The sequence below is a fragment of the Bacillus sp. FSL M7-0307 genome (assembly GCF_038627835.1).
GTDB classification, from domain to species: Bacteria; Bacillota; Bacilli; order Bacillales; family Bacillaceae; genus Bacillus; species Bacillus altitudinis.
In genome coordinates this window covers 736162-761117 of record NZ_CP152023.1, presented here as the reverse complement: position 1 = coordinate 761117, position 24956 = coordinate 736162, and the positions used below count along the sequence as shown (strand labels likewise).

General features: G+C 43.3%; 23 protein-coding genes and 1 pseudogene. 6 read left to right on the top strand and 18 right to left on the bottom strand.

The genetic code is table 11. The features are described 5' to 3' along the window. Positions 1-9: 9 nt before the first annotated feature. Both MHI41_RS03780 and MHI41_RS03775 read right to left on the bottom strand, forming a co-directional pair. Positions 10-513 carry a DoxX family protein gene (locus MHI41_RS03780; RefSeq protein ID WP_007496570.1) on the bottom strand — a complete coding sequence of 168 codons (504 nt, stop codon included), beginning with the start codon at positions 511-513 and terminating at the stop codon, positions 10-12. Positions 514-881: 368 nt separating this feature from the next. Next, positions 882-1349 (bottom strand): DUF4944 domain-containing protein, encoded by a 468-nt coding sequence (locus MHI41_RS03775; protein ID WP_052320811.1) that lies wholly within the window; start codon positions 1347-1349, stop codon positions 882-884. Positions 1350-1393: 44 nt separating this feature from the next. Here MHI41_RS03775 and MHI41_RS03770 point away from each other — a divergent pair. After that, positions 1394-1708, top strand: a pseudogene (locus MHI41_RS03770) (DUF817 family protein); the annotation flags it as partial. Between the two features lie 18 nt (positions 1709-1726). On the opposite strand, the gene nagE reads toward MHI41_RS03770, so the two are convergent. Next, positions 1727-3091, bottom strand: coding sequence for an N-acetylglucosamine-specific PTS transporter subunit IIBC (nagE, locus tag MHI41_RS03765; protein ID WP_282833990.1), 1365 nt, complete (start codon positions 3089-3091; stop codon positions 1727-1729). A gap of 190 nt (positions 3092-3281) precedes the next feature. On the opposite strand from nagE, the gene map reads away from it, so the two are divergent. The 3 genes from map to MHI41_RS03750 all read left to right on the top strand — a co-directional run bounded on the left by map (position 3282) and on the right by MHI41_RS03750 (position 4595). Further along, positions 3282-4031, top strand: a complete 750-nt coding sequence (map, locus tag MHI41_RS03760) for a type I methionyl aminopeptidase (protein WP_008341769.1) — start codon at positions 3282-3284, stop codon at positions 4029-4031. Positions 4032-4161: 130 nt separating this feature from the next. Next, positions 4162-4323 (top strand): hypothetical protein, encoded by a 162-nt coding sequence (locus MHI41_RS03755; RefSeq protein WP_008341770.1) that lies wholly within the window; start codon positions 4162-4164, stop codon positions 4321-4323. 134 nt (positions 4324-4457) lie between these two features. Then, the gene (locus MHI41_RS03750; protein WP_008341771.1) at positions 4458-4595 is read left to right on the top strand and encodes a YflJ family protein; all 138 of its coding nucleotides are present in this window, start codon (positions 4458-4460) and stop codon (positions 4593-4595) included. Between the two features lie 41 nt (positions 4596-4636). On the opposite strand, the gene MHI41_RS03745 is transcribed toward MHI41_RS03750, so the two are convergent. Further along, positions 4637-5287: an MOSC domain-containing protein gene (locus MHI41_RS03745; protein ID WP_019743520.1), complete on the bottom strand. Its 651-nt coding sequence runs from the start codon at positions 5285-5287 to the stop codon at positions 4637-4639. 122 nt (positions 5288-5409) lie between these two features. Between MHI41_RS03745 and MHI41_RS03740 the strand changes: the two genes are divergently transcribed. Further along, positions 5410-5682, top strand: coding sequence for an acylphosphatase (locus MHI41_RS03740; RefSeq protein ID WP_017366808.1), 273 nt, complete (start codon positions 5410-5412; stop codon positions 5680-5682). Positions 5683-5696: 14 nt separating this feature from the next. Here MHI41_RS03740 and MHI41_RS03735 read toward each other — a convergent pair whose 3' ends face one another. The 3 genes from MHI41_RS03735 to MHI41_RS03725 all read right to left on the bottom strand — a co-directional run bounded on the left by MHI41_RS03735 (position 5697) and on the right by MHI41_RS03725 (position 7991). Beyond that, positions 5697-6122 carry a hypothetical protein gene (locus tag MHI41_RS03735; protein WP_017366807.1) on the bottom strand — a complete coding sequence of 142 codons (426 nt, stop codon included), beginning with the start codon at positions 6120-6122 and terminating at the stop codon, positions 5697-5699. Between the two features lie 100 nt (positions 6123-6222). Continuing rightward, complete coding sequence (locus MHI41_RS03730; protein WP_007496564.1) at positions 6223-7329, bottom strand: nitric oxide synthase oxygenase; 1107 nt, start codon at positions 7327-7329, stop codon at positions 6223-6225. Positions 7330-7433: 104 nt separating this feature from the next. Beyond that, positions 7434-7991 carry a PadR family transcriptional regulator gene (locus tag MHI41_RS03725; protein WP_017366806.1) on the bottom strand — a complete coding sequence of 186 codons (558 nt, stop codon included), beginning with the start codon at positions 7989-7991 and terminating at the stop codon, positions 7434-7436. 113 nt (positions 7992-8104) lie between these two features. On the opposite strand from MHI41_RS03725, the gene MHI41_RS03720 reads away from it, so the two are divergent. Then, positions 8105-8590 carry a phenolic acid decarboxylase gene (locus tag MHI41_RS03720; protein ID WP_008341777.1) on the top strand — a complete coding sequence of 162 codons (486 nt, stop codon included), beginning with the start codon at positions 8105-8107 and terminating at the stop codon, positions 8588-8590. 73 nt (positions 8591-8663) lie between these two features. Here MHI41_RS03720 and MHI41_RS03715 read toward each other — a convergent pair whose 3' ends face one another. The 11 genes from MHI41_RS03715 to MHI41_RS03665 all read right to left on the bottom strand — a co-directional run bounded on the left by MHI41_RS03715 (position 8664) and on the right by MHI41_RS03665 (position 24379). Beyond that, positions 8664-10295, bottom strand: coding sequence for a M14 family metallocarboxypeptidase (locus tag MHI41_RS03715; protein WP_272511875.1), 1632 nt, complete (start codon positions 10293-10295; stop codon positions 8664-8666). 181 nt (positions 10296-10476) lie between these two features. Continuing rightward, positions 10477-11775 (bottom strand): citrate:proton symporter, encoded by a 1299-nt coding sequence (locus tag MHI41_RS03710; protein WP_017366804.1) that lies wholly within the window; start codon positions 11773-11775, stop codon positions 10477-10479. A gap of 191 nt (positions 11776-11966) precedes the next feature. Continuing rightward, a complete protein-coding gene (locus tag MHI41_RS03705) occupies positions 11967-12944 on the bottom strand; it encodes a tripartite tricarboxylate transporter substrate-binding protein (protein WP_017358771.1) in 978 nt (325 codons plus the stop codon). A gap of 4 nt (positions 12945-12948) precedes the next feature. After that, a complete protein-coding gene (locus MHI41_RS03700; RefSeq protein ID WP_045034459.1) occupies positions 12949-13647 on the bottom strand; it encodes a response regulator in 699 nt (232 codons plus the stop codon). Between the two features lie 3 nt (positions 13648-13650). After that, on the bottom strand, positions 13651-15246 hold the full coding sequence (locus tag MHI41_RS03695) for a sensor histidine kinase (RefSeq protein WP_017366802.1): 1596 nt from the start codon (positions 15244-15246) through the stop codon (positions 13651-13653). Positions 15247-15388: 142 nt separating this feature from the next. Further along, positions 15389-18382: an exosporium glycoprotein BclB-related protein gene (locus MHI41_RS03690; RefSeq protein ID WP_342494569.1), complete on the bottom strand. Its 2994-nt coding sequence runs from the start codon at positions 18380-18382 to the stop codon at positions 15389-15391. Positions 18383-18498: 116 nt separating this feature from the next. Beyond that, positions 18499-19581, bottom strand: coding sequence for a bifunctional diaminohydroxyphosphoribosylaminopyrimidine deaminase/5-amino-6-(5-phosphoribosylamino)uracil reductase RibD (ribD, locus tag MHI41_RS03685; RefSeq protein WP_216895724.1), 1083 nt, complete (start codon positions 19579-19581; stop codon positions 18499-18501). Positions 19582-19862: 281 nt separating this feature from the next. Further along, the gene (locus MHI41_RS03680) at positions 19863-21620 is read right to left on the bottom strand and encodes a WD40 repeat domain-containing protein (protein ID WP_008343181.1); all 1758 of its coding nucleotides are present in this window, start codon (positions 21618-21620) and stop codon (positions 19863-19865) included. A gap of 4 nt (positions 21621-21624) precedes the next feature. Then, positions 21625-22428, bottom strand: a complete 804-nt coding sequence (locus tag MHI41_RS03675; protein WP_342494568.1) for an SUMF1/EgtB/PvdO family nonheme iron enzyme — start codon at positions 22426-22428, stop codon at positions 21625-21627. Positions 22429-22460: 32 nt separating this feature from the next. Beyond that, positions 22461-23186, bottom strand: a complete 726-nt coding sequence (locus MHI41_RS03670) for a GTP cyclohydrolase II (RefSeq protein WP_017360404.1) — start codon at positions 23184-23186, stop codon at positions 22461-22463. A 536-nt stretch (positions 23187-23722) separates the two neighbouring features. After that, a complete protein-coding gene (locus MHI41_RS03665; protein ID WP_019743853.1) occupies positions 23723-24379 on the bottom strand; it encodes a methyltransferase domain-containing protein in 657 nt (218 codons plus the stop codon). Positions 24380-24956: the final 577 nt, after the last annotated feature.

Genomic DNA, 24956 nt, shown 5'->3' with positions numbered 1-24956 from the left:
TTTCTTTTATTAAGATGCCACTTCTAAATGCGGCTTTCTTTTCAGTTTTCTCTTAAGGACTGGACCTGCTACATAATCAAGGCCAAGTTTTCCGGCATTTCCTTTCGCTGCCATAATGAAGACGGCGATCAGAAGAAGAAGCGGGTTAACAGAGACGGTTCCAGCTAGTAAGAAAGAGACATTCATCACGCTTCCAAAAAAGGCTGCCGTTGTTGTAAACAATCCAACAATTAGTCCTAGACCAACTAAGATTTCTCCCCACATGACCATGGCACTGAAGAGTCCGGCATTTGGCAACGCGACATTTTCTAAAAACCAGACATAGAACGGATAAACAAGATGCCCATCTTTCACAACAGGTTCAGCTATGGCAAATTGCAAATATCCTGATGCATCGAATCCGCCTGTTAGTTTTCCAATACCAGATGTCAGCCAAGTCCATCCGATATAAAGTCTTGCTGCCAAGAGAATAACGGCTGCCCATACATTCGTTTGTAAGAATTTTGTAAACATGATGATGCCTCCTTTTAAATTATGTGAAATATTTCACATTATCTTTATGATCTTATTATACTATGTAAAATATCATTTGTGATCCTTTTCACATATATATTCACAAATTGTTCATGAATATCTAGTTGAGGTAAACTTTTCCCTTGTTATCACCGTCTAAGTTATTTCAGACAGTGAAAAGGGGTTACATTTTGTATGAAAACATTATTGCAGAGGCTGGGATCTGATCTGGATTGAAGATGATGAGGTAACTAATGAGACTTTTGAAGTCATTGCGCATTGGCTGTTGGTATCAATAATTACATAGTTGCTAAGGAAAAGCAGGCTGACTGGAGCCTGCTTTTTTGTCTTTGTTAACAAAGATCTTATTAATTAAGATTTACTATGTTTTTTTCTTTTATTTTTATATTAGATGACTTTTCAGAATCTTGATTTTTCCACTCTATCTCTATTTCTAATTTGTGTCCTTTTATTTTTTCTTCTGGTATGAAATCAAATGTTGTTATATGATCTGGAGCATTTTCAGATTTATCTGTGGCATATTCCGCCAAATCATAGTTCTCATTTTCTTCATATACTTTTCCATCTATTTTTAGTTTTAATGTTTTAATTTTTATTTCTTTTTCTATATTTTCGTTCCCTTTCCAATAAAGTTCCAAATAATAGTTTGGGCCTATACTTGTCTTGTCACTTCTCGTTAGTTCTGCTTTCCAATACTGATCTTTACTTTCACCCATGAATTTTGGGTAATTGTTTTTCGCATAAATTATTACGCATGTTGCGGTAATAAATAGAATGAATATGGTTGATAGAAGAATGACTTTTTTAATTTTCATATTTTTCTCCTTAAATTTAATCAAAATAAATACAAATATACCAAAATTATATTTAAAATATAAGGGTGAATGTGATTTTTTTGCTCCTAATTGTTGAGTCTCCAAAAACAGCCGTTTCCTTTCAGGTCGGTTCATCGACCTTTCGCATGCCGCTTGTCATCTCGTTTCTGCTGATTGGCTTTTTTATTTGGGTGGCAGAAAATGTCACGACCTTTTTAGGAGCATGGCAATATCCAAATCAGCAGCATGCTTGGTCTCTCGTCCACCTTGGTAAAATCAGTTCATGGTTTTTACTTGTTGTCATCAGCATTGTACTGGTGATCGAACAGCGAAAACAAAAAAACGTTCAGCCCATTTGATCTGGCTGAACGCTTTTTTTAGTCCCGAGCGACTTCCTTGCGAAGATCATCGGCTACAAATTCGACATTTGTTCCAATGATGATTTGTACGGAAGTTTTTCCTGACGTCAGTACCCCTTTGGCACCTGCTTTTTTCAATGTACCTTCATTTAATAAATCTGTATCTTCTACTGTTAAACGAAGACGGGTCGCACAATGGTCAATTGTGGTGATATTGTCTTTGCCGCCTAGTCCCTCTACGAGCATACTTGCTCCGGCAGTATGTGTATCATCCCCTGGGATATCTTCGATGTCATCATCTTCCCTGCCCGGTGTTTTTAGCTTTAACAATTTAATCAGGAAATAGAAAACAACAAAGTAAATCACGCCATAGATGACCCCAACCACAAGTAACAGAATTGGTTTTTGCGCAATTCCAAAACTTAAAACGTAATCAATCGCACCGGCTGAAAAAGCGAAACCGCTATGAATGCCTAAGGTGTTGACAATAAAGAGCGAAAGACCAGTTAATATCGCATGAACACCATATAAAAGTGGAGATAAAAACATAAATGAGAATTCAATTGGTTCTGTGATCCCTGTAATAAATGACGTCAGTGCCATTCCAATCATAAGACCGGCTGTTGCTTTTCGTTTTTCAGGCTTTGCTGTCACAATCATCGCGAGACATGCCGCCGGCAGCCCGAACATCATCACTGGGAAGAAACCAGTCATAAAGACACCTGCACTTGGATCGCCTTTGAAGAACCGCGCTAAATCACCTGTCGCTCCGCTGAATTCACCAAATTGAAACCAAAATAAATTATTCAGCACATGGTGAAGTCCTAATGGAATGAGCAAGCGGTTAAAGAAGCCAAACAGCCCGGCACCCGTTGCTCCAAGACTTAAAATCCACTCCCCTAAATCATTGATCACACTTTGAATTGGAGGCCATACATATCCAAAAACGGCTGCTAATAGAATGGTAAAAAGTGCTGTCATAATAGGCACAAGCCGTCTTCCACTAAAGAAACCTAAGTATTCAGGCAGTTTCGTGTCCTTAAATTTATTGTAAACGTAACCTGCCAAAAGTCCGCACAAAATACCACCCAATACCCCCATATTGTTGGTCGAATTGATCGATGTGGTACCAGCTGACAAAATAAAATAAGAGATCGCTCCAGATAACGCCGCTGCTCCGTTACCATCCTTTGAAATACCAATCGCTACACCCATAGCAAAAATTAAAGCCAAATTCGCAAAAATTGCATTTCCTGCCGCATGAATAAACGGGATGTTGAATACATCTTCCCGCCCAATAGCCAAAATGATACCCGCTGCAGGAAGCACAGCGATTGGAAGCATAAATGATTTTCCTAACTTTTGAAAAAACTGAAACACCATCTTATTTCTCCCCCCTTCGTCATCATCATGAACAAATCTCTCATGATGTTCATAAAAAATATATCATATGCACATCTAGTTATCTATACCAATTTGTCCACATCTCACCCAAATCTCAGCCTTTACTCTTTTGGCGTAAAATGTGGTAAGCTATTGAATAGAATGAAGTTATAGAAAGCGGGAATGAACAGTGATTGTCAAACATGATCATGAGTTAGAAGCCTTAAAAAAAGTCGGCCGAATTGTCGCTTTGGCAAGAGAAGAAATGAAAAGCCAAGCGAAACCAGGCATGTCTACAAAAGAATTAGATTTGATTGGGAAAAAAATATTAGAAGAGCATGGAGCCAATTCAGCTCCTGAAAAAGAATATGATTTCCCCGGTACGACTTGCATCAGTGTCAATGATGAAGTCGCACATGGCATTCCAAGTGAAAAAACCATTTTACAAGAGGGCGACCTCATTAATATTGATATCTCAGCAGAGCTTGATGGATATTATTCCGATACTGGGATTTCATTCGTTTTAGGTACAGGAGATGCTCGTCTTGAAGCATTATGCCAGTGTGCAGAGGATGCATTCCTTGAAGGATTAAAGCACGCGAAAGCCGGAAAAAGACAAAATCAAATTGGCCGTGCAGTCTACAATACAGCCAAAGAACAAGGATTTACCGTCATTAAAAACCTGACAGGACACGGCATTGGGAAAAGCCTGCATGAAGCACCTAACCATATTTTGAACTATTATGATCCATTCGATAATGCTTTGTTTAAGAATGGGACAGTGATCGCCTTTGAACCTTTCATTTCAACAAATGCTGAATCGATTTATCAAGCAGATGACGGCTGGACATTTAAAACACCTGATAAGAGCCTGGTCGCACAGATTGAACATACGATTGTGATCACAAAAGACGAACCGATTATTTTAACAAAGCTGTAAGTAAGCGGGTCCCCTCCTTCACTGGAGGGGATTTCAGCGTGTAGACAAACCCTTTCACGAATCTGTCACGACTAAACAAAAATGCCTGTGGTAAAATAGGCAAAGATATGCGAAAGGGGTCTTATTTGTTATGTGGTTCATCATCATCGGTGTTATCTTCTTTATTGAAAGTATTATTTTAACGGTTGTAGGTATTAAGAAAAAACAATCCATGATGACCTACCTCGGTATTGTCATCATGATTATGACAGTCGGCATGATCATCGTTACCCTCAACCCGCCAAATTCATAAATGATTATTTCCAGCATATACATGGATCATAGGCAGATAGAATCAGTTTTCATTTCTAAACACCTGCACACTTTTCACGTCCTTTTTTGAGATGTTACAATGCAGGCAGTTTCCATTGAAAGGAGTTTTCTATCATGCATTATGGTAGCAAAGGCTGGTATGTCGAAGAATTAAAGAAGCTTGGTGTGACCAAGCATGAAGGAAGAAAGCTTCAAAGCTTTAAAACCTATTTCCTTGCAAATCTTCTTGAGCAAAAGAAAACGAGCTCTTAAATGTTGAAAAGCCGTACATCCATATCAGATGTACGGCTTTTTTATATGGGCTGAACACGTTTTTCTAAAGACTTCCTGACCACATCTGCTAAGGCATCTACTTCAAGAACTGCTTTCAGCCTGTTTTGATCTACTTGACGGTATTTGACTTCATTGACTTCGTGGACTGTGATGGAATGGGGCGCTTTTTCGACTAACACAAGAGCTTCATCAGGAGAGACCATTCCTTCTTTCAGTACACGCAAATAAAAACCGGTATATCCCGTTTGCTGCACTTCCTTCACAAGCTTCATGTTTCCATGCTTAAGAGAGAGCTTCACACACGGCTGTCTTGGCTGGCTGACCTCAACAATCGCTTCCCCAAACTGAAATACATCTCCAATACGGACTTCTGTCTCTACAAGCTGATGCACGGTCACGTTCTCACCGAAAGCTGCCTCCTGTAACGACACTCCTAAAAATTGCTCAAAATAAGTATAGTGATCATATGGAAAGACGCAAATGGCTTTATCATCACCTCCGTGATGGACCAAATCCCCCTGGCCATCTCCATCAAAATTGAGCTTACTCAAATAAACAGGCTTGTGAATACGCTTTTTGTTGATGGCTGTTTTGATTTCTTTACCATTCACATAGGTGGTGATAGGTTGCCCTACTTGAATTCCTTCGATGTCGTACCTTGTCTGCCCCACTCTCACCATCTCCTTTGATTGTCTGATCGCTTCTATTTTACATGGTTTGACAGTCAAATCATAGTCGGTACGTGAAGGAACGAGACAGGTTATGGTACGATGAGAAAAAAGGAGAGATGACATTGGTTCATTATCACGCTATTGTAAAAGGGCGAGTGCAAGGAGTCGGCTTTCGTTATTTTGTTCAAGGAGAAGCCATCAATCGAGGGATAAAAGGCTGGGTACGCAACACAGATGAGGGTCACGTGGAATTAAAAGTAGAAGGAGAGCAGCAGGAGGTTTTTGACTTTTTAGAGACCGTCCGTAAAGGCAGTCCTTTTTCAAAAGTCACACATTTGGACATGGAGCCGCTCACCACGTTCGCCCATTATCAAGACTTTCGGATTAGAGGATAGTTGATGTGTGTCCTTTATTTCACAACAGTAAATGGGTTTGCAACATAATAACCAATCAAGGTTGTACGTGAAGCATCTTTGTAGAGACTCACATGAACATCATAGTTGGCTGATCCACTGTTAGGAAGTAATAAACGAGTAGGTGCTGCGAAAGCGTTTTGTCCAGAGATAGACCCTTCGTGTGTAAAGACTGGTGTCACTGGGAAAGTAAGTTTTCGAACAGCAGCTGTATAATAAAGTGTTTCATTTGTTGTTGCTGTCATGTTGACGTTGACCTGAGGATGAAGCGAAGTATAAGTTGAACGATCGGTTGTCACCTTTAAATCGATGTCATTCTGAACCATTGCTCCAGTCGTTGCTTTAGCTCTTTCATCACCTAGTGGTAGAAATCCGTTGAAACTGAATACAGCCAAAAATATGAGCAACGTCATTTTTTTCATCTATATTCCCCCTTTTTGATTTCACCGCCATTAAACCATCATTTTCCAAATCAAACAACATTCAAAAGACTCATTTCATACAAAAAAACCTAGCTTTTCGCTAGGCTCTTTCCGTCCCGTGGTAGGGTTTTTCCTGATAAAAATAATTCGGTTTCACGATCGTATTGTCATAGTGACGATGGAAGATATGCGTAGCAGCTGGTGATACTGGCGGAATCAGCCATGTCCAATCACCAGTCAGCTTACGGTCAGCCTTTTCTTCCTGTTTTTCAAATTGTTTGAACTGATGGGCAGCTGTATGATGATCCACAATGGTCACCCCTGCCTCGCGATAAGAGTGCAGAACCGCGACATTCAATTCGACAATGGCTTTGTCTTTCCAAAGTGACGAATTTTTTGTTGTATCGAGCCCTAAAATAGATGCGACTTTTTTCAACATATTGTAGCGGTTTTCGTCAGCTAGATTTCGTGCGCCAATTTCTGTTCCCATATACCATCCATTAAAGGGTGCCGCATTGTAATGAATGCCACCAATTTCTAATTTCATATCAGCAATAATCGGAACAGCATACCATTTCAGTCCTAAATCACCGAATCCATCATATTCAGGATGAGTGATCTCTACCTCTTGAACAATCTCTTTCGGAAGATCATACAGAACCGGCGGCTGATCTTTTAGCTGAAACATCAGTGGCAGAAGGTCAAAATGCGTGCCTTCGCCTTTCCAGCCATGCGCTTCACACAACTTGGTTAATTCAAGTGATGCCTCGTCCCCAATGATGCCATATTCCGACTCATATCCCGCATAACGAACGAGCTGATGATTATAAATAACGACTTCCTTCCGTCCCTTATTCTCTGGTGGGAAGATGGTAATGGACGGTTTGATTTTACCGCCATTTGTCGCATACTCAATATGATGAAAGAGTGCCTCTTTCACCTCATCTTCTGTTGTCACGTGCCGGCAGTCATGCACATGCAGTGTTGACCAAAACAAGCGCCCAATGCACCGGTTGCTGTTGCGCCATGCCATTTTTGCCCCGTGAGCTAATTCTTCCTGCGTATGAGTATACATACCGTCAGACTCAATTTCTTGTTTTATTTCATGCAGACGTGCTGCTTTTTCTTCATTTGACTTGCCTAATTCTTCATAGCATACAGAAATAAAAGCTTCTGCTTCATTCCACAACGCTTCTTGGTTACTCAAACATACTCGCCTCACTTTAATACGAATATATCCATTGTAGCGGTTTCTATTGATAAATTCACTTGTTTCAAACCATTTTTTATCATATCGTGCGACGATTGTCCTTAGACAATGGATGAATCAATGACTTCAAGGGTCTTTTGGAGCCAGCGAACATACCCTTTTTCCCTTTCAATTGCTCTTGTCAGTACTAAATAATGTCCGAATTGTGTTGAATGCAGTGATTGGGCAGATGGATCTTCTTCTGTTAAAATGTTCAGTTTCTGTTCAAGCATCTCTACTTTCTTTGTTCGCTCCTGCAGCTGATGTGAGAAGAGACCGGCCGCTTCTTTTTGATCCATAGATGAGATAAAGAACGTTTTTAACATAAATTCATCTTTTGTTGTGTCTGGAATCGGGCCTTTTTTCCTTAACCACTGATGCAGTTCTCTTTTTCCTGCATCAGTGATTTGATAAACCTTCTTCTCTAGCTTCTTTCCTTGTATGTGAATATCAAATTCAATAAAACCCTCTTCTGTTAGCCGCTTTAATTCAGGGTATATTTGACTATGCTTCGCACTCCAAAACTGTCCAAGGGAATCTTCAAAGTGTTTCTTCATATCGTATCCCGTCAGCTCACGCTGATCTAGTAAGCCAAGAATGGCATATTTCAGTACTCTCATGACATGCCTCCAACGCATATTCTTTGACAATAGTATACCATACACCCTAAAATAAGCATGTAAATCATGACATGTTTGAAACAACATCATTTTAATTGAAAGAAGGAATAAACATGGATCAATTCGTTGGACTTCATATGATTTATACGTATGAAAATGGCTGGGAATATGAGATTTACATTAAAAATGATCACACCATTGATTACCGCATTCATAGCGGAATGGTTGGAGGCCGCTGGGTTCGTGATCAAGAAGTGAATATTGTGAAACTGACAAAAGGGGTATACAAAGTTTCCTGGACGGAACCGACTGGGACAGACGTGTCTTTGAACTTTATGCCTGAGGAGAAACGCATGCATGGCGTCATTTTCTTCCCAAAATGGGTGCATGAACGTCCAGATATCACCGTTTGCTATCAAAATGACTATATCGACCTCATGAAAGAATCCCGTGAAAAATATGAAACCTATCCGAAGTATGTCGTACCAGAATTCGCAGACATTACGTACATCCACCATGCTGGGGTAAACGATGAAACGATTATCGCAGAAGCACCGTATGAAGGCATGACCGATGAGATCAGAGCTGGACGAAAATAGAAAAAGCGGCACGCACTGTGCCGCTTCTAGATGGTTGACAAAGGGCTAAAAAGTTACTTCATTTTAGCCCTTTTTATTTCATACCTAACGTCTTTTGAGATAACAAGAATCGGTAAACTGGTAGTTCATCGCCTACTTTCGATGCAATAAAACCTGACGACATATAGCTGTCTTTTGATTCTGGTTCAAGGGCAAGCGATAGCAAATTGGTTTGCGGCTGTGCCGTCACATATACCTTTGTTCCTTTTGGCAGCTGACGTTTCTTTTCAACCAGTCTCGTTTCAAGCTGAATATCTGTTTTGCTTGTTTCCACTCGTTTTGTCACCTCATAGGCTTGAACTGGCACTTTCATGCCAACAGGCAGTGTCACACTTTTTAATCCTAAAGTTCTGAGCTTTCTATCTACCCCTTCATGCCCTGGGAGAATGAGATAAGCTGTCGGCCGTTCTCTTGTTAAGACAGGAACCGCATCACTTGCACTATGAAAACGTACCGGGACATTAGTGGTTTGTCCTTTCTCAATATCCACCATTTCAAGTGAATCGTTCACAGGCGCCTTGAAAGCATCTTGAATGACTACTTGATCATCATCATTTGGTTGAAGACCTTTTTTCACAAGTTTCAGCCGCTCCGTCACCATTTGCTGCTTCACCTGCTTAGCATGCTTCACTGTTGTCTCAATGATTTTTTCATGAGTGGTGACTTGTGCTGCCACACGCCGGGTAAAGTCCTCTCTGCCAATTCCAATCCCCCTACTTTCTACAAGAAAGGATAAAGCTGGTGAAAGCGCTAGGGCATTTCGGCCAATTCGTGCATCGGTTCCGCCTTCATAAAGATCGATTTTTCCGTCCTTCCCTCTTGTGTTTGTATAATATAAATCGTTGGAAAATCCCTTATTCGTCAATGTTTCACGCACTCCGTTGACGTACAATTCATTTGACGTGAAACGAATACTTTCAGGAATGTTCAAATTCTTACCGGATAATATCAGCAAATCGTGATACTTGAGTGCACCTGATGCACCGATGTCTTCAAACTGCTTTTGACCAACATCATATTCATGGGCATCGATGACGACCTCGGGCGCAAAGCGATTAAATTCTTGATGAAGGGCTGTCAGCTCTGGAGATTCTAGTGTCATGTGGTCACGGTTGCCATCCATTCCGTTTGCAAGCCTGCGGTCAAATGCATAAGAACCATCTGGATTGATTCTTGGAACAATGATGACGTTGACATGGCTCAGTATACGCTCTCCTTCATCACCTGCTAGTCGTTTGGCGATGACAAGGGCAGATTCACCGGAGGCTGGTTCATTTCCGTGTATTTGTGCTTGAAGCCAGATCGTTGGCTTTTTTGACAGTGGAGAGATGTGACGATCCTTTGTAAAATAGAGGGCTGGAATGGACCTTCCTTCAATGGATGTTCCAATCTGTTTCTGCGTGGCGTAAGGACTTTTACTGACAATGTCACGTAAAAAATCTTGAAGCTCTTCTTGTGTGGTAAATGCTTCTCCTTTTTTCTGAAAGGCAGGGGTATCAAACGTTTCGTCAGGCTCAGGATACAGTTTTTGAACCGAGGCTGGCTGCTCATAGCTTTTTCCATAATAAGGGGTCTCTGCATTCGCTGAAGCTGGTGTCACCATCGACAAACTTCCTGCCATGAGGCATACAGCAGCAAAAAGAATGGTACTTTTCTGTTTGGACATGCTATCCTCTCCCTTCGTTGATTTGCATTATAAAGAAAAAAACAGCAAAAGTGTCAGCATTTTTCAAAAATATATCTTTTGGAGGAATCATGCATGTCTTTATATAGGGCAAATGAATGGATGTTGCCCTGCAATAGGACCTAAAAAAGAGCGCCTGCATGAGCAGCAGACACTCTTCTCATTACCAGATCGAAATGGCCCCAATGAGAACCGCCATCACTGTCATGGCGACGACTGCAAGAACCGCCCATTTCATGCCAAATTTCTGATGCTGATCTAGTGATACCCCAACGAGTCCAACAAGTAAATGAGTCGATGGAACAAGTGGGCTTAACATATGAATCGGCTGACCAATGATAGATGCTCTCGCAATCTCAATTTTATCGACACCGTATGCTGCCGCTGTTTCTGATAGGATCGGCAGTACCCCATAAAAGTATGCATCATTCGGCATAAAGAATGTGAAGATCCCGCTTGTTAGCGCAACAATGACTGGAATAAACCCGCCAAGCTGCTCTGGAATAGCCGAAACAATTGAAATCGCCATTTCATCAACCATTTTCGTCCCAGTTAAGATGCCTGTAAAAACACCTGCCGCAAAAATCATCGAAGCAATCGCCAAAACATTTGTGGAATGAGCCGCAATCCGCTCACGCTGCTGTTCTAAATTCGGATAGTTCACGATAATGGCGACACAGAAGGCAAGAACAAACAGTACCGTTAAGCTTACTTTTCCAGACACAAGCAAGAGAACCAATAGCAAAGTCAGTGTCAGGTTAAACCACCAAAGTTTCGGTCGCTTAATATCATCTTGCAGCGCTGCTGCCATTTCATTTGCATGAATCGGCTGTTCTAGCTCAATGACACCAAGACGTTTTCTTTCGGATTTTCCAAGAAAATAGGAGACTACAATCATACTGAGAACCCCTGCGCCAATGACTGGAATCATCGGGCCAAATAAAAGTGATGGATCAACGCCAAGTGCACTTGCCGCTCTAGGTGTTGCCCCTCCCCATGGTATCGTATTCATAATCCCCATGCCGACTCCGGCAATACCCGCTAAAATAATCGGACGAATGCCAAGCAGTGTAAATAGTGGAAGCATGGCTGTTGTTGTAATCATGTACGTTGTGGTTCCATCACCGTCAAGTGCGACAAGCATCGTCAGGACGGCTGTTCCGACAACAATTTTTAATGGATCGCCTTTGACGATCTTTAAAATTTTCGCCACCATTGGATCGAATAAACCTGCATCAATCATAATCCCGAAGTACAAAATGGCAAACATGATCATGACCGCCGTTGGTGCAACTTGCTGTACACCTTTGACAATCATGTCTGAAATTTCTGTAAAATGAAAACCTGCAATAAGAGCAAATGCAATCGGTGTTAATACCAATGCCGTTAGAACAGACATACGTTTCGTCATAATTAAAACCATAAATACAATCATCATAAGAAATCCTAAGATCGCTAACATTTCGTTCACCCCTTATGTTGTATACGCTTTCATTAAATGTTGGTATCCCATTTCCAACCCTTTCTGTCATGATATCTGACGCCTGAATTGAAGTAAATATTATGAATTTTAATTCTTTTTTGGTCGATAAATGCTTTTTGTTCATTTTGTGCATTCGCTGATGTTCCTTAATTGCATGAAAAAAAGCGGTCTCATTTGACCGCTTGTTCTCCTTGTATAAATTGCTCATATCGCCTTAATTGATCTTCCATAAAGACCTTTGCTTCTTTACTATTCATATAACGGCCTGTCCAGCCTTTTTGTTTTAACTGCTTTTTCCATGACTTCGTTTGCGTCATTTTTTGAAGAAGCTGATCCCATGCTCGAATGTCGTGCTGATTCATTTGCTTTGGTCCCATCACACCACGCCAATGAGAGAAGATAAGCGGAATCCCTTGTTCTTTCCAAGTGGGCACGTCTTTGAATCCTTCTAAGCGCTGATTCGTTGTGGTTGCGACGAGCTTCAACCTTTTCTTTTCATAATCATGGCGAACCTCTGTAATGGTCGTAGTCGCCGCATCTACCTCATGGTCAATGAGTGCTTGAAATAAATCATCTGCACTGTCAAATTTTAAAAACTGAATGCGGTACGGATCTATCCCTGCCATTTCGGCAGCCCGTGCGAATGAGATTTGATCATCATTTCCAAAGTCCGGGGCAAACCCAATTTTTAAGGAATCCGGTTTCTTTTTTAGTGCGTGTAATAGCTCCTTTCCATTTGAGAAAGGAGAATCAACTGGCACTGCGACTACCTGCCACTCTTCCGCAAGAATAGCAAGCGGGGTGACATCATTCATGGTCACGTTACTGCTGCCCAGCAAATTACGGCTTAATAATAAGCTTGAATTTAAACTGATATAATTGGCATCTCGCTCCATCATATAGGTCCAGCCTTTATCAACCGTTCCGCCTCTTTGATAAAGAATATGCACAGGCTCTTCCACTAGTTTTTCTTGTTCTAGTACGGTTTTCATCACTTGAGCCGTTTGGTCAAACCCGCCGTCAGGTACACCTGATACCACAATGTATAATGGGCTGTGCTCCAGGAAAGAATCTTTTGCTGTTTTTTCATTAAAGGTGAGCGTTGTACAAAGGCAGACCAAAATGAGTAGGAGTATTCCTTTTTTCATTTTTTTATGACTCCGTTTGTTTTTTGGCGGGATAATATTTTCGTTCTGGTCTACCAATGATTCCATACGCCAGCTCTGCCCGGCATTCTCCCGTTGTCACAAGATACTCTACATATCGTCTTGCTGTTGTACGGGATGCGCCCATTTTTTCTCCGAGTTCTTCCGCTGTAATTCCGTTCATCTCTGCTGTCATGAATGTTTTCACTTTGTCCAAAGTCAGTGAATTAATGCCTGTTGGCAAGTCTCGCTCATCCTTTTGCTGCGATTCTTCCTGTATTTGACCAAAAAACAGATCAATCATCGTTTGATTGACTTCATCTTTTGAATTGATTAACTCTCTCTTCTCTTTATATTCGGTTAAAACCTGCGTGAATTTTTGGGCGGTCACTGGTTTGATTAAATAATGAACCACTCCATAATGCAGTGCGTCTCTTAACAGCATCGTTTCCGTTGCAGCCGTGATAATGATCACATCCACTTCAGGATGGCGCTCTCTTAACAGCGGCAAAAGGTTCGTGCCGAGCTCATCAGGCATGTAGACATCAAGTAAAATGAGATCCACTTGTTCTTTTTGAAGTGCCCCCCACAGATCCTTTGCACTCTTTGCCTTGCCGGCAACTTGAAAGCCTTGTACCTTTTGTATATAAGATTCATGAATCGCAGCGATTCGAAAATCGTCCTCCGCAATGAGTACCTTGATCACAACCTATTCCCCCTTTGTGCCTTTCGGTATGTAAACAGTGAAGATGGCACCGCCTTCTTTTTGGTTCGCAACTTCAATCCAGCCCCCAAGTTCATCTAGCACTTCTTTGACATTGGCAAGTCCATAACCTCGCCCTTCTCCCTTTGATGAATGTCCTCTTGTGAAAAGTTGTGAAATGGCTCCTTCATCTACACCGTCCCCTGAATCAGATACCTCTATGATAATATCAAATCCAATATCTGTGATGAACAAGCTGACTTCTCTTTTCTCCTTATTCAATACAGCCTCAAACGCATTGTCTACGAGATTGCCAATGATGGTGATAAAGTGAGATAAACTCAAATGGGCTGGGAGAGGCTCCAATGAACTATTTTCATCAATGTGAAAATGAACCTTTTTCTCAGATGCCTTTCCTAACTTCCCAAGTAAAATGGCTTGTATCTTCGGAGAGCGAATTTGCTTCATGAGTAAATCATGCTGGCGATTTTGAAGTGTATACTCTTCTTTAATTAACTCAATGGCTTCATCCACTTGTTTCAACTCAAGCAAGCCTAAAATAGCGTACAGCTTATTCGAAAATTCGTGTGTTTGTGCTCTCAAGTCTTCTGAATATTGACTGACCTCTGTCAATGTATCCAGCAGCTTTGTCAGCTCGGTTTTCTCCCTAAAGCTCACAATTCCTCCAAATACTCGATTGTCCTGCACCACTTTTTTGACATTTAACACGAAGGTTTTATCATTGACGACTGATTCTATGTTAGGTTCTATCATCTCTTCTTTTAGATAGGATAGAAGATTGGCATTTGGCAACACTTGATCAATATGAAGAGGCAGCGTTGAAGAGACGCGTAGCATCTGTTCAGCTGACGTATTCATCATCGTAATGGCACCTTTACGGTCAAATGCAATGATTCCCTCTTTAATCGCATGCAGCATCGCTTCTCTTTCTCGATATAATGAAGCAATTTCATGCGGTTCAAGCCCTAATATATCTTTTCGAATACTCCTTGTTAAAAAAATGGCTCCAAATACCCCAGGCAAGAGCACAAGAAGGGCAATATAACTTAATTTGAAGAGTTGATGGGCTGTCGCTTGGTCGATATCTCTTTTTAAAAATTCGACGCTGACGGTCCCAATAATTTCTTCATGACTGCCTGTTTCTTTCATAATCGGGGCACTGCCTCTGACAACGGTTTCACCATCAGAATCACCCGTCGATATGGAGGTACCTCCAAAAAGCAAGGTACTCCTTCCTTCCGACACACTGATGGTTTTCCCTACATCCTCATGGTTCGTATGAAAAAGAACCTTCCCTTTTTGATTGGTGATAAAAATGGCATGCGCTCTTACTTGCTCCTTCATTTGCTCAAGCACAGCCTGTTCTTCATTTTGCGAATCTCCCGTGGCCACCGATGTTTTAATGGGCGGCATATAAGATATCGTTCTAGCAGTTTGCACCGCCAGCTGTTCAGCTTGGCTCTGCCTATCTGATGTCTGCAAAAAACCAAAACAAATGGTCAATAAGGCAATAACAACAAGCAAAAGACCAATAATTAACCCCAAAATTTTTGTTTGTAAAGTGACTTTCCTTTTGCCCATCCTCACCGCCACAACCCCTAATTCAGTAGATTCACCCGAATAGACTCTAAGAAAATCATATCATTTTTTCTCACGAAGTTAAGAGAAAATTCACACAGATAAAAAAAGGATGACTCAGTATTGAGTCATCCCTGTGTGCCTATTACGTGATGGATAAACCAGCACTCGCATAGCCTGCTACGGTATTCACTAAGGAAAGACCAGTAGCTGTTGCCGAGAATACGACAAGCAATCTTGTTTCTGGTGTAACTGGTACACTTAAACCAGTAGCGATACCGTTTGAAATAGCACCTATCGTTAAAATACCGGTTAATGCCGGTGCCAATGTAACGCTCGCTACTTGAGTGAAGCTGTTATCTGGTGTTGGTGAAGCAAACAGACTAGCCGTCACAGTAATATTTGTGCCAACTAGAGAAAGGGCTGCTGTCGTACTAAAATAGCCCGCAAATGACGTAATGGTTCCTGCTCTCGGAACTGAGAACGCCATGTTTAACAATGTTCCTGCGGCTCCGGTTAAATCAATGATTCCACCTACGATACTGACACCAGTGGCTGAGTTACCGAATCCTACCAAGCTAGATGTCCCGACCAAACCGCCAGCGATGGTTGTTAAAGCGACAGGTAAACCTGATGCAAATGGGATAATCGCACTCGATCCTGTTGCTCCTGTGGCTCCCGTTGCACCGGTTGCGCCCGTGGCTCCTGTTCCTGTAGCCCCTGTTGCACCCGTATCTCCTGTGACTCCTGTGGCGCCTGTGACTCCGGTTGCTCCTGTTGGACCTGTATCTCCGGTGGCACCGGTTGCTCCCGTGGCGCCTGTCACACCTGCGGCTGCCAATAACGTATAATCTGGCGACGTATCTGGTGTGCCGGTTGGTGGTGCTGTATTTACGACATAAGTTCCACCTTCATATGTCACCACTTGACCTACTGGATAGGTTGGAGCTGTTGCTGGGTCAAATGCCAAAATACCAGCTAACCCTACTCCGGTTGCTCCGGTATCTCCCGTTGCACCTGTGGCTCCGGTTACTCCAGTCGCTCCCGTATCTCCTGTTGCACCTGTAGCTCCGGTTACTCCGGTCGCTCCCGTGTCTCCCGTTACACCTGTGGCTCCGGTTACTCCGGTCGCTCCTGTATCTCCCGTTACACCTGTGGCTCCGGTTACTCCGGTCGCTCCCGTGTCTCCGGTAGCGCCAGTGGCTCCGGTTACTCCAGTTACTCCAGTCGCTCCCGTATCTCCAGTAGCGCCAGTGGCTCCGGTTACTCCGGTCGCTCCCGTATCTCCAGTAGCGCCAGTGGCTCCGGTTACTCCAGTCGCTCCCGTATCTCCTGTTGCACCTGTAGCTCCGGTTACTCCAGTCGCTCCCGTATCTCCCGTTGCACCCGTGGCTCCGGTTACTCCAGTCGCTCCCGTATCTCCCGTTACACCTGTGGCTCCGGTTACTCCAGTCGCTCCCGTATCTCCTGTTGCACCTGTCGCTCCGGTTACACCTGTGGCTCCGGTTACTCCGGTCGCTCCCGTATCTCCTGTCACTCCGATTGCTCCTGTCGCTCCTGTATCTCCCGTTGCACCCGTGGCTCCTGTTACTCCAGTCGCTCCCGTATCTCCTGTTGCACCTGTCGCTCCGATTGCTCCTGTCGCTCCTGTATCTCCTGTTGCACCCGTGGCTCCTGTTACTCCGGTCGCTCCCGTATCTCCTGTTGCACCCGTGGCTCCGGTCGCTCCTGTATCTCCTGTTGCACCCGTGGCTCCTGTTACTCCGGTCGCTCCCGTATCTCCTGTTGCACCCGTGGCTCCGGTTACTCCGGTCGCTCCTGTATCTCCTGTTGCTCCTGTTACTCCGGTCGCTCCCGTATCTCCCGTTGCACCTGTCGCTCCGGTGGCGCCTGTATCTCCGGTGGCTCCTGTCGCTCCGGTGGCGCCTGTATCTCCAGTAGCGCCGGTCGCTCCGGTTCCTGTTGCTCCCGTGGCACCCGTATCTCCGGTGGCTCCTGTCGCTCCGGTAGCACCTGTATCTCCTGTCGCTCCTGTGGCTCCGGTTCCTGTTGCTCCCGTGGCACCCGTATCTCCGGTGGCTCCTGTCGCTCCAGTTGCGCCGGTATCTCCTGTGGCTCCTGTCGCTCCGGTTCCTGTTGCTCCTGTGGCACCCGTATCTCCGGTGGCTCCTGTCGCTCCGGTAGCACCTGTATCTCCAGTAGCGCCGGTCGCTCCGGTTCCTGTTGCTCCCGTGGCACCCGTATCTCCGGTGGCTCCTGTCGCTCCAGTTGCGCCGGTATCTCCGGTGGCTCCTGTCGCTCCGGTTCCTGTTGCTCCTGTGGCACCCGTATCTCCGGTGGCTCCTGTCGCTCCGGTAGCACCTGTATCTCCAGTAGCGCCGGTCGCTCCGGTTCCTGTTGCTCCCGTGGCACCCGTATCTCCGGTGGCTCCTGTCGCTCCGGTGGCGCCTGTATCTCCGGTGGCTCCTGTCGCTCCGGTTCCTGTTGCTCCCGTGGCACCCGTATCTCCTGTCGCTCCGGTGGCGCCTGTATCTCCAGTAGCGCCGGTCGCTCCGGTTCCTGTTGCTCCTGTGGCACCCGTATCTCCGGTGGCTCCTGTCGCTCCGGTAGCACCTGTATCTCCAGTAGCACCGGTGGCTCCGGTTCCTGTTGCTCCTGTGGCACCCGTATCTCCCGCAGCTGCTAACAATGTATAATCTGGAGACGTACCTGGCGTACCTGTTGGTGAAGCTGTATTCGCCACATACGTACTTCCATCAAATGTCACCACTTGACCTTCTGGATAGGTTGGGGCATCCGCTGGATCAAATGCCACGATACCGGTTAAGCCTACACCGGTGGCGCCTGTTGCGCCCGTTGCTCCTGCTGGACCCGCTGGGCCCGCTGGGCCTACTGGACCCACTGGACCTGCTGGGCCTCTCCTTCCTCTTCCCCCTGGCGGTCCTTGAATGACACACACACAAGGATCTTTTCCGCAGCATGGATTTTTTACTGGTTTCCTTGGTTTGTCTGATTTACCTTTCTTACAACTATCACATTCCCAGCCATCATCCTTATACGCATCATACCAGCTTCCTTTTTGGTAGTGGTCTGTCGAATGAGTTGGGTATATCTTTCCGCATTGTCTACATTTTCTCATAGAATCACCCCAATCCATCGTATTCATCATGATCGATAAAGGTGTATGTACAATTTTATTTTTATTAAAAAATTTGAAAGGCCTTGCACTCTACGTGCAAGGACCTCTCTCCATCGTTAAAATGTCATCGTCATTTTTAAATCTTTTCCTACCATACTATATTCAATATCCGCTGGACGGATCGCCTTTTTTAGTTTTTTCACACCTTCTCCTTCAAAAAAAGTAGGTGCATCTTTCCCTCCAATCAACAAAGGTGCCATATAGATAACAGCTTCGTTCACAAGGGATGCTTCTAAAAATGATGCACTCACACTGCCCCCTGCCTCTACAAGCACTGACATCACAGAACGCTTCTTCAACATGTGTAACACATCCTGAAGATCTGTCCGGTGTTCTCCGCTCGTGACAAATACTTGATGACCTTTTTGTATCAACTGTTGATACTTTTGATGATCATAATTTTGTGATGTACAAATCATGGTTTCTGCCCTATGATCTGTTAAGCATTTGGCATGAAGCGGTATCCTTAATGTTGAATCTAAAATAACACGAATGGGCTGATGGTTGAATGAATCCTTTACAATTAAGCCGGCATCATCTTGAATAATCGTTTCCACTCCTGTCAGCACCGCATCTGCTTCTTGACGTAAGCGCTGCACTTCTGTTCTCGCTTCTATTCCAGTGATCCATTTGCTTTCTTGATCAGCCGTGGCAATTTTCCCATCTATCGAAATAGCTGATTTTAAGATGACATAAGGAAGGTTCGTTTGCATCAAATGAAAAAAAGGAGCATTTAAACGATCTGCTTCCTGTTTACATATACCTTGCTCCACTTCAATTCCAGCCTTTTTCAAAAAGGCAATTCCTTTACCTGCAACAACCGGATTTGGATCTTGGGTGGCAATCAACACTTTCTTCACACCACTGCTAATGATCGCTTCGGTGCAAGGGCCTGTTTTTCCGTGATGTGTACAAGGTTCGAGTGTCACATACATATCAGCTCCCTTCGCCTTTTCTCCTGCCATTCGCAGTGCATGAATTTCAGCATGCGGTTCGCCAGCCTTCATGTGCGCACCAATCCCAACGATCTCACCGCTCTGAACAATTACTGCACCAACAAGCGGATTGGGTGAGGTTTGTCCTTTCATCGCCTTCGCGTTGGCAATCGCTAGTTTCATATAAAAAACATCGTCTTTCATCTCGGACTCCTTTCTTCTCTCAAGGGAAAGAACTCCTTCAGAAAATGAAGGAGTTCTATTCTCATGTGCTATACTTTCTCAAGCCGTTTCTTTTCAGATCGATCATAGTAAGGCAAGGAATAAAACAGTTTATATGATGCTCGTTGTTTACAAAAACAGCATTTGCGACATTCATATTTATTAATGAGGAGCACATGCGGACAATTGAGTACAGTCAGACCTTTTTTCATATGTTCCTTGCAAACACTTATCATGAGAATCCCCCGCTTACATTCTTTTTCTTAATGAGAGATTACTTCTTTCGGAAATTGTTCAAATAAGCGCAGTACTTCCGTATGTGTGCCATCTTCTCGAATATGATAAATACCACCGTCATATGAACTTGCATACACATCATTTCCTAGTTGCCTAATGGCACTAATACCATTCTTAGCAATTCGAATCGGACCTGTATTGACATCTAGCTCTGGATTCCAGACCACAATATATCCCCAATAGTCTCCGCTCACAATATAGCCAGAGTCTGTCACAGTGATGGATTTAATGGAATATTGATGCTCGTTGTGCTGATTTAAAATTCTGCCTGTATGCAAATCAAACAATCGGACGTTTTTATCACGGCTGACAATGGCAATACGATCTCTTTTGCTATCAATAAATACGTCATTTAACAGCTCTGTCGCCCCGATATATTCTGCTGTTAAGGACAAACTCTTTTTATCGAGAAGACAGATGGTTCCTTCAACTGCCGCTGTGATGATATGATCTCCTTCTACCTTTAATGCTTTGACCGCGCAATCATGTGCTTTAGAACGGCCGATTTCCTTTAAGTGTTCAGTCGAAATGACATGCACATAACCGCCATAAGTGCCGATATAAAATTGACGATCCTCCTCATGGAAATACACACTATTGACAGGACCTGTGTTGAGATCAAAAGAAACCATTTGCTGCAATGACTCGTGTACAATATGCACCTGACTCGCATGATCGCCCCATGCATAATAGCTTCCATCCCGTGCAACAGCCACTCCATTTGTGAGAACACCTGTTGATTTTGCTATTTCGATTCCATTTTTTCTGAATTTTCCGTCATCTGATGCAGTGATAATATCACCCGCTTCAGTCAACGCAATATCATTAATAGAAGGTGTCGCCAATTCCTGCTCATCAGAGATCACTTTTCCTTCTTGAATGGACCATTCACAATACGTTTTCCCAAAGCTGGCTCCTAAAATAGCCTGCTCATCTTCTGTCCAAACAAGCGAGCGCTCCCATTGATATTTATGAGGCAGCAGCGTATCAATTAAATCACCTGTTTCATAATTCCAGAGCTTAATTAAATGGTCATATCCCGCTGTGAGCAAGTAGTTACCGCTCGGCGAAAAGTTTACACGTTTCACACCTTGTAAATGAGCTTTAATGATTTTTTTCTCCTGTAATGTAGCGGCATCATAAATGATGACCGTGCCATCGTCTCTACCAAGGGCGAATACTTCTTTTTGATTGCTGCCGCTGATGGTATCCAGCTCATAATCAAACGGGCCAATTTCACCTACAATTTCTCCTGTTTCATAGAGCCATACAAGGACATAGCCATCGTCACCAGTTGTATAAGCTTTATCCTCATGAATCCATACAGCTAATACATCCTTGCTATGTCCATGAAATTCTCTTAAAATGGCTCCCGTTTCAATATCCCAAACTAAGCATCTTCTGTCTCTGGACACCGATACAAGAAGCGTATCCTGCTTTGCAAATGCGACAGCTTCCACATCATCCGCATGACCATATAGCGTACGAATTCTTGTATGTGTGCCAGTATCATATAATTGAATGGTATAGTCTGACGATGCACTCGCTAAATACGTTCCATTTTCCGAAAGGGATAAAGAGTTGATGATATGCTCGTGACTGCCAATGAATGTTCCTTCTCCCGTGGCACGGTCCCATTTATAAATACAGCGGTCATAGCCACCTGTGTAGACAATTTGGTCATGCTGAGTTGATAAAACGGATGTAATCGGTCCTCTATGCATGGTTTTACACTCCCACCTTTATATGTTGTTTTTGACGAGTAACTACACGAAAACCAGTAAATCGAAAAACAGGGTCTGGGTGTTTCCCGTGTCTTCTTGCGACTCTGCATAAATCTCCGCCTCTTGCGAAGGAGCCACCTTTTAAAATGTAGTAATCACTGCCGAGTGTCTCGGTTAAATCATCTACAACCTCAATCCCGCCTTCATATATGTGATACTTGGTGTTGACCCATTCTTCGACATTGCCACCCATATCATATAGTCCAAATAGAGATCTTCCTTTTTCGTAATGACGGACAGGTGTCGTTTTTTCAATATTTGATTCGTGCGTATTACAGTAAGAGGGATCAAACTCATCTCCCCAAGGATATTGATGTCTCGTATTGCCCCTGGCAGCATATTCCCATTCTTCCTCAGTAGGGATCGATACCTCATATCCAAGCTTCCTGCTCAGCCACTGACAAAATGAGAAAGCTTCCTCGATGTCCATGCCCCAAGCTGGATGGTCTTTTCCCCCGCCAAGTTCTAGGTTCGTCAAGCTCTCTGGATAAGGCTTTCCTGTCTCGTCGCAATAGCTTTGATACCATTCATTGGTGACGACCGTATCTGAGATGAAAAATTCGCTCATATACGGCTGATAAGATGGAAATTCTTTGTACAGCCATTTTTGAAATTTTTTCTCACGGCCATAGGCTGGATTGAGAAGTTTGTCCTTCCAAAATTCTGATGCCTTTTTCATATCTTCTTCATTACTTCCAATCGTCGCATAGCCGCTTGGGATTTGAATCCAATTGATATCAGGTTTCACGCTTTTCTCCCGCCTTCTTTAAATAAACTCATCTACTGATTAATTAATTTCTTCTCATCGACCATATGCCCTGATGCTGCTTTTGCCTTTAAATATGCTTCATTATAGAGAGAGGCTTCTACCGTATGATCAAACCGTAAAACCGGAAGACCGTAAGCAGCAATGGAATCAACTTTATCTGGATTATTGGTTAAGAGATGCAATGGTTTCCCTTTGTTTAAATAGTGCAAAACAGCCGCTGCTTCCTCGTAATGCCGATCATCATCTCCGCAGCCGATCAACCTGTTCGCCTCAAATGTATCCAGTTTCATTTCCTGTAATTTATACGTGAAGGCTTTGGCCATCAGCCCAATAGAGCGCCCTTCTTGATTGGCCATATACACAAGCATGCCTTTTCCATAATCGGTGATTTTTTTTAACGATGATGCAAGCTGTGGACCGCAATCACATTTCAGTGACCCAAACACATCCCCTGTTTGGCAGACACTATGAATTCGCACAAGCGGCGGCACTTCATTTTCAAAGTCGCCAAAAAGGAGACAAGAGGAAAATGTTTGCTGCTCGGTACTCATTTGTACAATAGACTCAACCGTTGGCGTTGTATCAGCTTCTACAGACGCAAAGGCATACCATGTAAACTGCACTTCTTCATGTTCAATAGAGATCGGCAGGTTCACTGGCCCCACGAGCAAATAGTGTTTTTCTTGAAATGTAAAATGATGAATCATTGATTGTAGTTCAGCTACAAACTTGTTCATTTGTCTCCCCCTATTCATCACTGCACCCCATTGAACTCTCTCAGCGCAGTGATGGCGTGATGAATATGTGTATGCACTCCCTTTGCATCCTGAGCACCGGTTCCAGCTAGAATCATGGCTCAGGAGAAATTTCCTGTCATACTGGCTGAATAGATGTGCGATGCCAATCATCCATCAGTACCTTTCATAAAAGACTCTTCAGCAGAGCTGGTCACTTTTTAGACTGTCACTTGTCCAGTACAAAGGAGCAGAAATCGAGCTTCATACGCTGTATTCTCTGTAAGAGAGCAACACCATTTGATGATTCTTGAATGGAAACTGACATGCTCTTTCTCTAAGAGAATATCTCTGCTAGCTTCGAGCTGCTTTCTCCTTTACTAGAAGCTCTGGTCCTTCAAATGCACGTCATCCGGTAGTGCCCTTTGATTGGATGAATAGTCCGTACTTCAATTCAGCTACATTGATTGAAGCATGACACCCACCTAGGTATGCACCAAGAACCATCACATCAAACATCGCGTTTATCCTCCTTTGCACTAGATTTTGACAGCAATGACATGATGCTGGCTGATCCCAGCCTTCGCTTGTAATGGTGTAATCGAAACGAGCTCAAGTCCTGACGTACAAATCTTTTCTCCAAGCTGAGTATCTGAGAATGAAAAATGGAAGCGTCCATCTTCTCCGATTAAGCCTGTTTTCCACTCTTCTCCCCATACAACAAGGGAAAAGACACCACCTTCATGAAGCAGCGAGGAAATCTGCTTTAAGTATCGTTCATGGTCATCAGGGTGCTGATGGTGAAAGCAGCCATGATCTAAAATCAAATCAAACGTCAGCTCGCGCCCTTGATCAATTGACCAGGACATAAAATCTTGATGATAAAAATGGACAGGAACCTCTTTTCTCTTCTTCAATCCTTGCCATTCCTCATGCTCATAAAGGTCAATGCCGGTATATGCCGACAGTCCTTGTAAATGTTCAAGAGCCCGTCCATTCCCGCATCCGATATCCAGCACAGAAGCAAGTGCATCCTTTTCCCTGGAACGCCATGCCTTGAGAGACATCACAGCAGCGTCTGTTAATGATGGATCAGTGGACCACATATCTGTTCTTTGCTCATAGTGTTCTTGAAAAGCCATGCGCATTTTCTCTAAATACAACCCGCTGTCTTCATGATACAAAGCCTTTTTCATCACGTGACCTCCTTCAATTCACAATCACCTTTCCTAACAAAGGTGGTTTTCAAGCAAAAAGCCTTATGATAAAATGAAAGATGGATTTTTTAGGAAATCTGTTTTCTGAAAAAGGAGAGAAGCATCCCACATGTCACTCTTCTTTTTCAGCACTCATCTTCACATACAACCCCAGCCATTCAACTGTTACAGCGCCTTAGTTTGTTATACATTTTCTTCATATGGGTTCACCTCCTTAACAGCGTTTAGAAAGCGTTTTCTTTATGATGATCCTCTGAATACCCTGAATCATATCATTGAGAAATAGGCATAGTAGAAAAACGAATCTACCATTCTAAGCTATCTATCATTCATTTCTTTTTGTCTAATAGATATTTCTTCAGTATCGCTCTGCCTCAGAAGCGCTCTCCCTTAGGTCTTAATGCATCATCATTTACAGAATAGATCCTGAAATCCACCTATCAAAAATTTAACAACTACTTCCATAATGACTTGATTAAGCCAAATATATTGTTTTTAGATTATTTTGTCAACAAATTATTTCCTAAACATTAGAATGATTTTCTAATTGAAAATA

Coding starts and splice junctions, on each gene's coding strand:
- MHI41_RS03780 (WP_007496570.1), bottom strand. CDS start 513: ATGTTTACAAAATTCTTACAAACGAATGTATGGGCAGCCGTTATTCTC.
- MHI41_RS03775 (WP_052320811.1), bottom strand. CDS start 1,349: ATGAAAATTAAAAAAGTCATTCTTCTATCAACCATATTCATTCTATTT.
- nagE (WP_282833990.1), bottom strand. CDS start 3,091: ATGGTGTTTCAGTTTTTTCAAAAGTTAGGAAAATCATTTATGCTTCCA.
- MHI41_RS03755 (WP_008341770.1), top strand. CDS start 4,162: ATGTGGTTCATCATCATCGGTGTTATCTTCTTTATTGAAAGTATTATT.
- MHI41_RS03750 (WP_008341771.1), top strand. CDS start 4,458: ATGCATTATGGTAGCAAAGGCTGGTATGTCGAAGAATTAAAGAAGCTT.
- MHI41_RS03735 (WP_017366807.1), bottom strand. CDS start 6,122: ATGAAAAAAATGACGTTGCTCATATTTTTGGCTGTATTCAGTTTCAAC.
- MHI41_RS03725 (WP_017366806.1), bottom strand. CDS start 7,991: ATGAGAGTACTGAAATATGCCATTCTTGGCTTACTAGATCAGCGTGAG.
- MHI41_RS03720 (WP_008341777.1), top strand. CDS start 8,105: ATGGATCAATTCGTTGGACTTCATATGATTTATACGTATGAAAATGGC.
- MHI41_RS03715 (WP_272511875.1), bottom strand. CDS start 10,295: ATGTCCAAACAGAAAAGTACCATTCTTTTTGCTGCTGTATGCCTCATG.
- MHI41_RS03710 (WP_017366804.1), bottom strand. CDS start 11,775: ATGTTAGCGATCTTAGGATTTCTTATGATGATTGTATTTATGGTTTTA.
- MHI41_RS03705 (WP_017358771.1), bottom strand. CDS start 12,944: ATGAAAAAAGGAATACTCCTACTCATTTTGGTCTGCCTTTGTACAACG.
- MHI41_RS03695 (WP_017366802.1), bottom strand. CDS start 15,246: ATGGGCAAAAGGAAAGTCACTTTACAAACAAAAATTTTGGGGTTAATT.
- MHI41_RS03690 (WP_342494569.1), bottom strand. CDS start 18,382: ATGAGAAAATGTAGACAATGCGGAAAGATATACCCAACTCATTCGACA.
- ribD (WP_216895724.1), bottom strand. CDS start 19,581: ATGAAAGACGATGTTTTTTATATGAAACTAGCGATTGCCAACGCGAAG.
- MHI41_RS03680 (WP_008343181.1), bottom strand. CDS start 21,620: ATGCATAGAGGACCGATTACATCCGTTTTATCAACTCAGCATGACCAA.
- MHI41_RS03670 (WP_017360404.1), bottom strand. CDS start 23,186: ATGAACAAGTTTGTAGCTGAACTACAATCAATGATTCATCATTTTACA.
- MHI41_RS03665 (WP_019743853.1), bottom strand. CDS start 24,379: ATGAAAAAGGCTTTGTATCATGAAGACAGCGGGTTGTATTTAGAGAAA.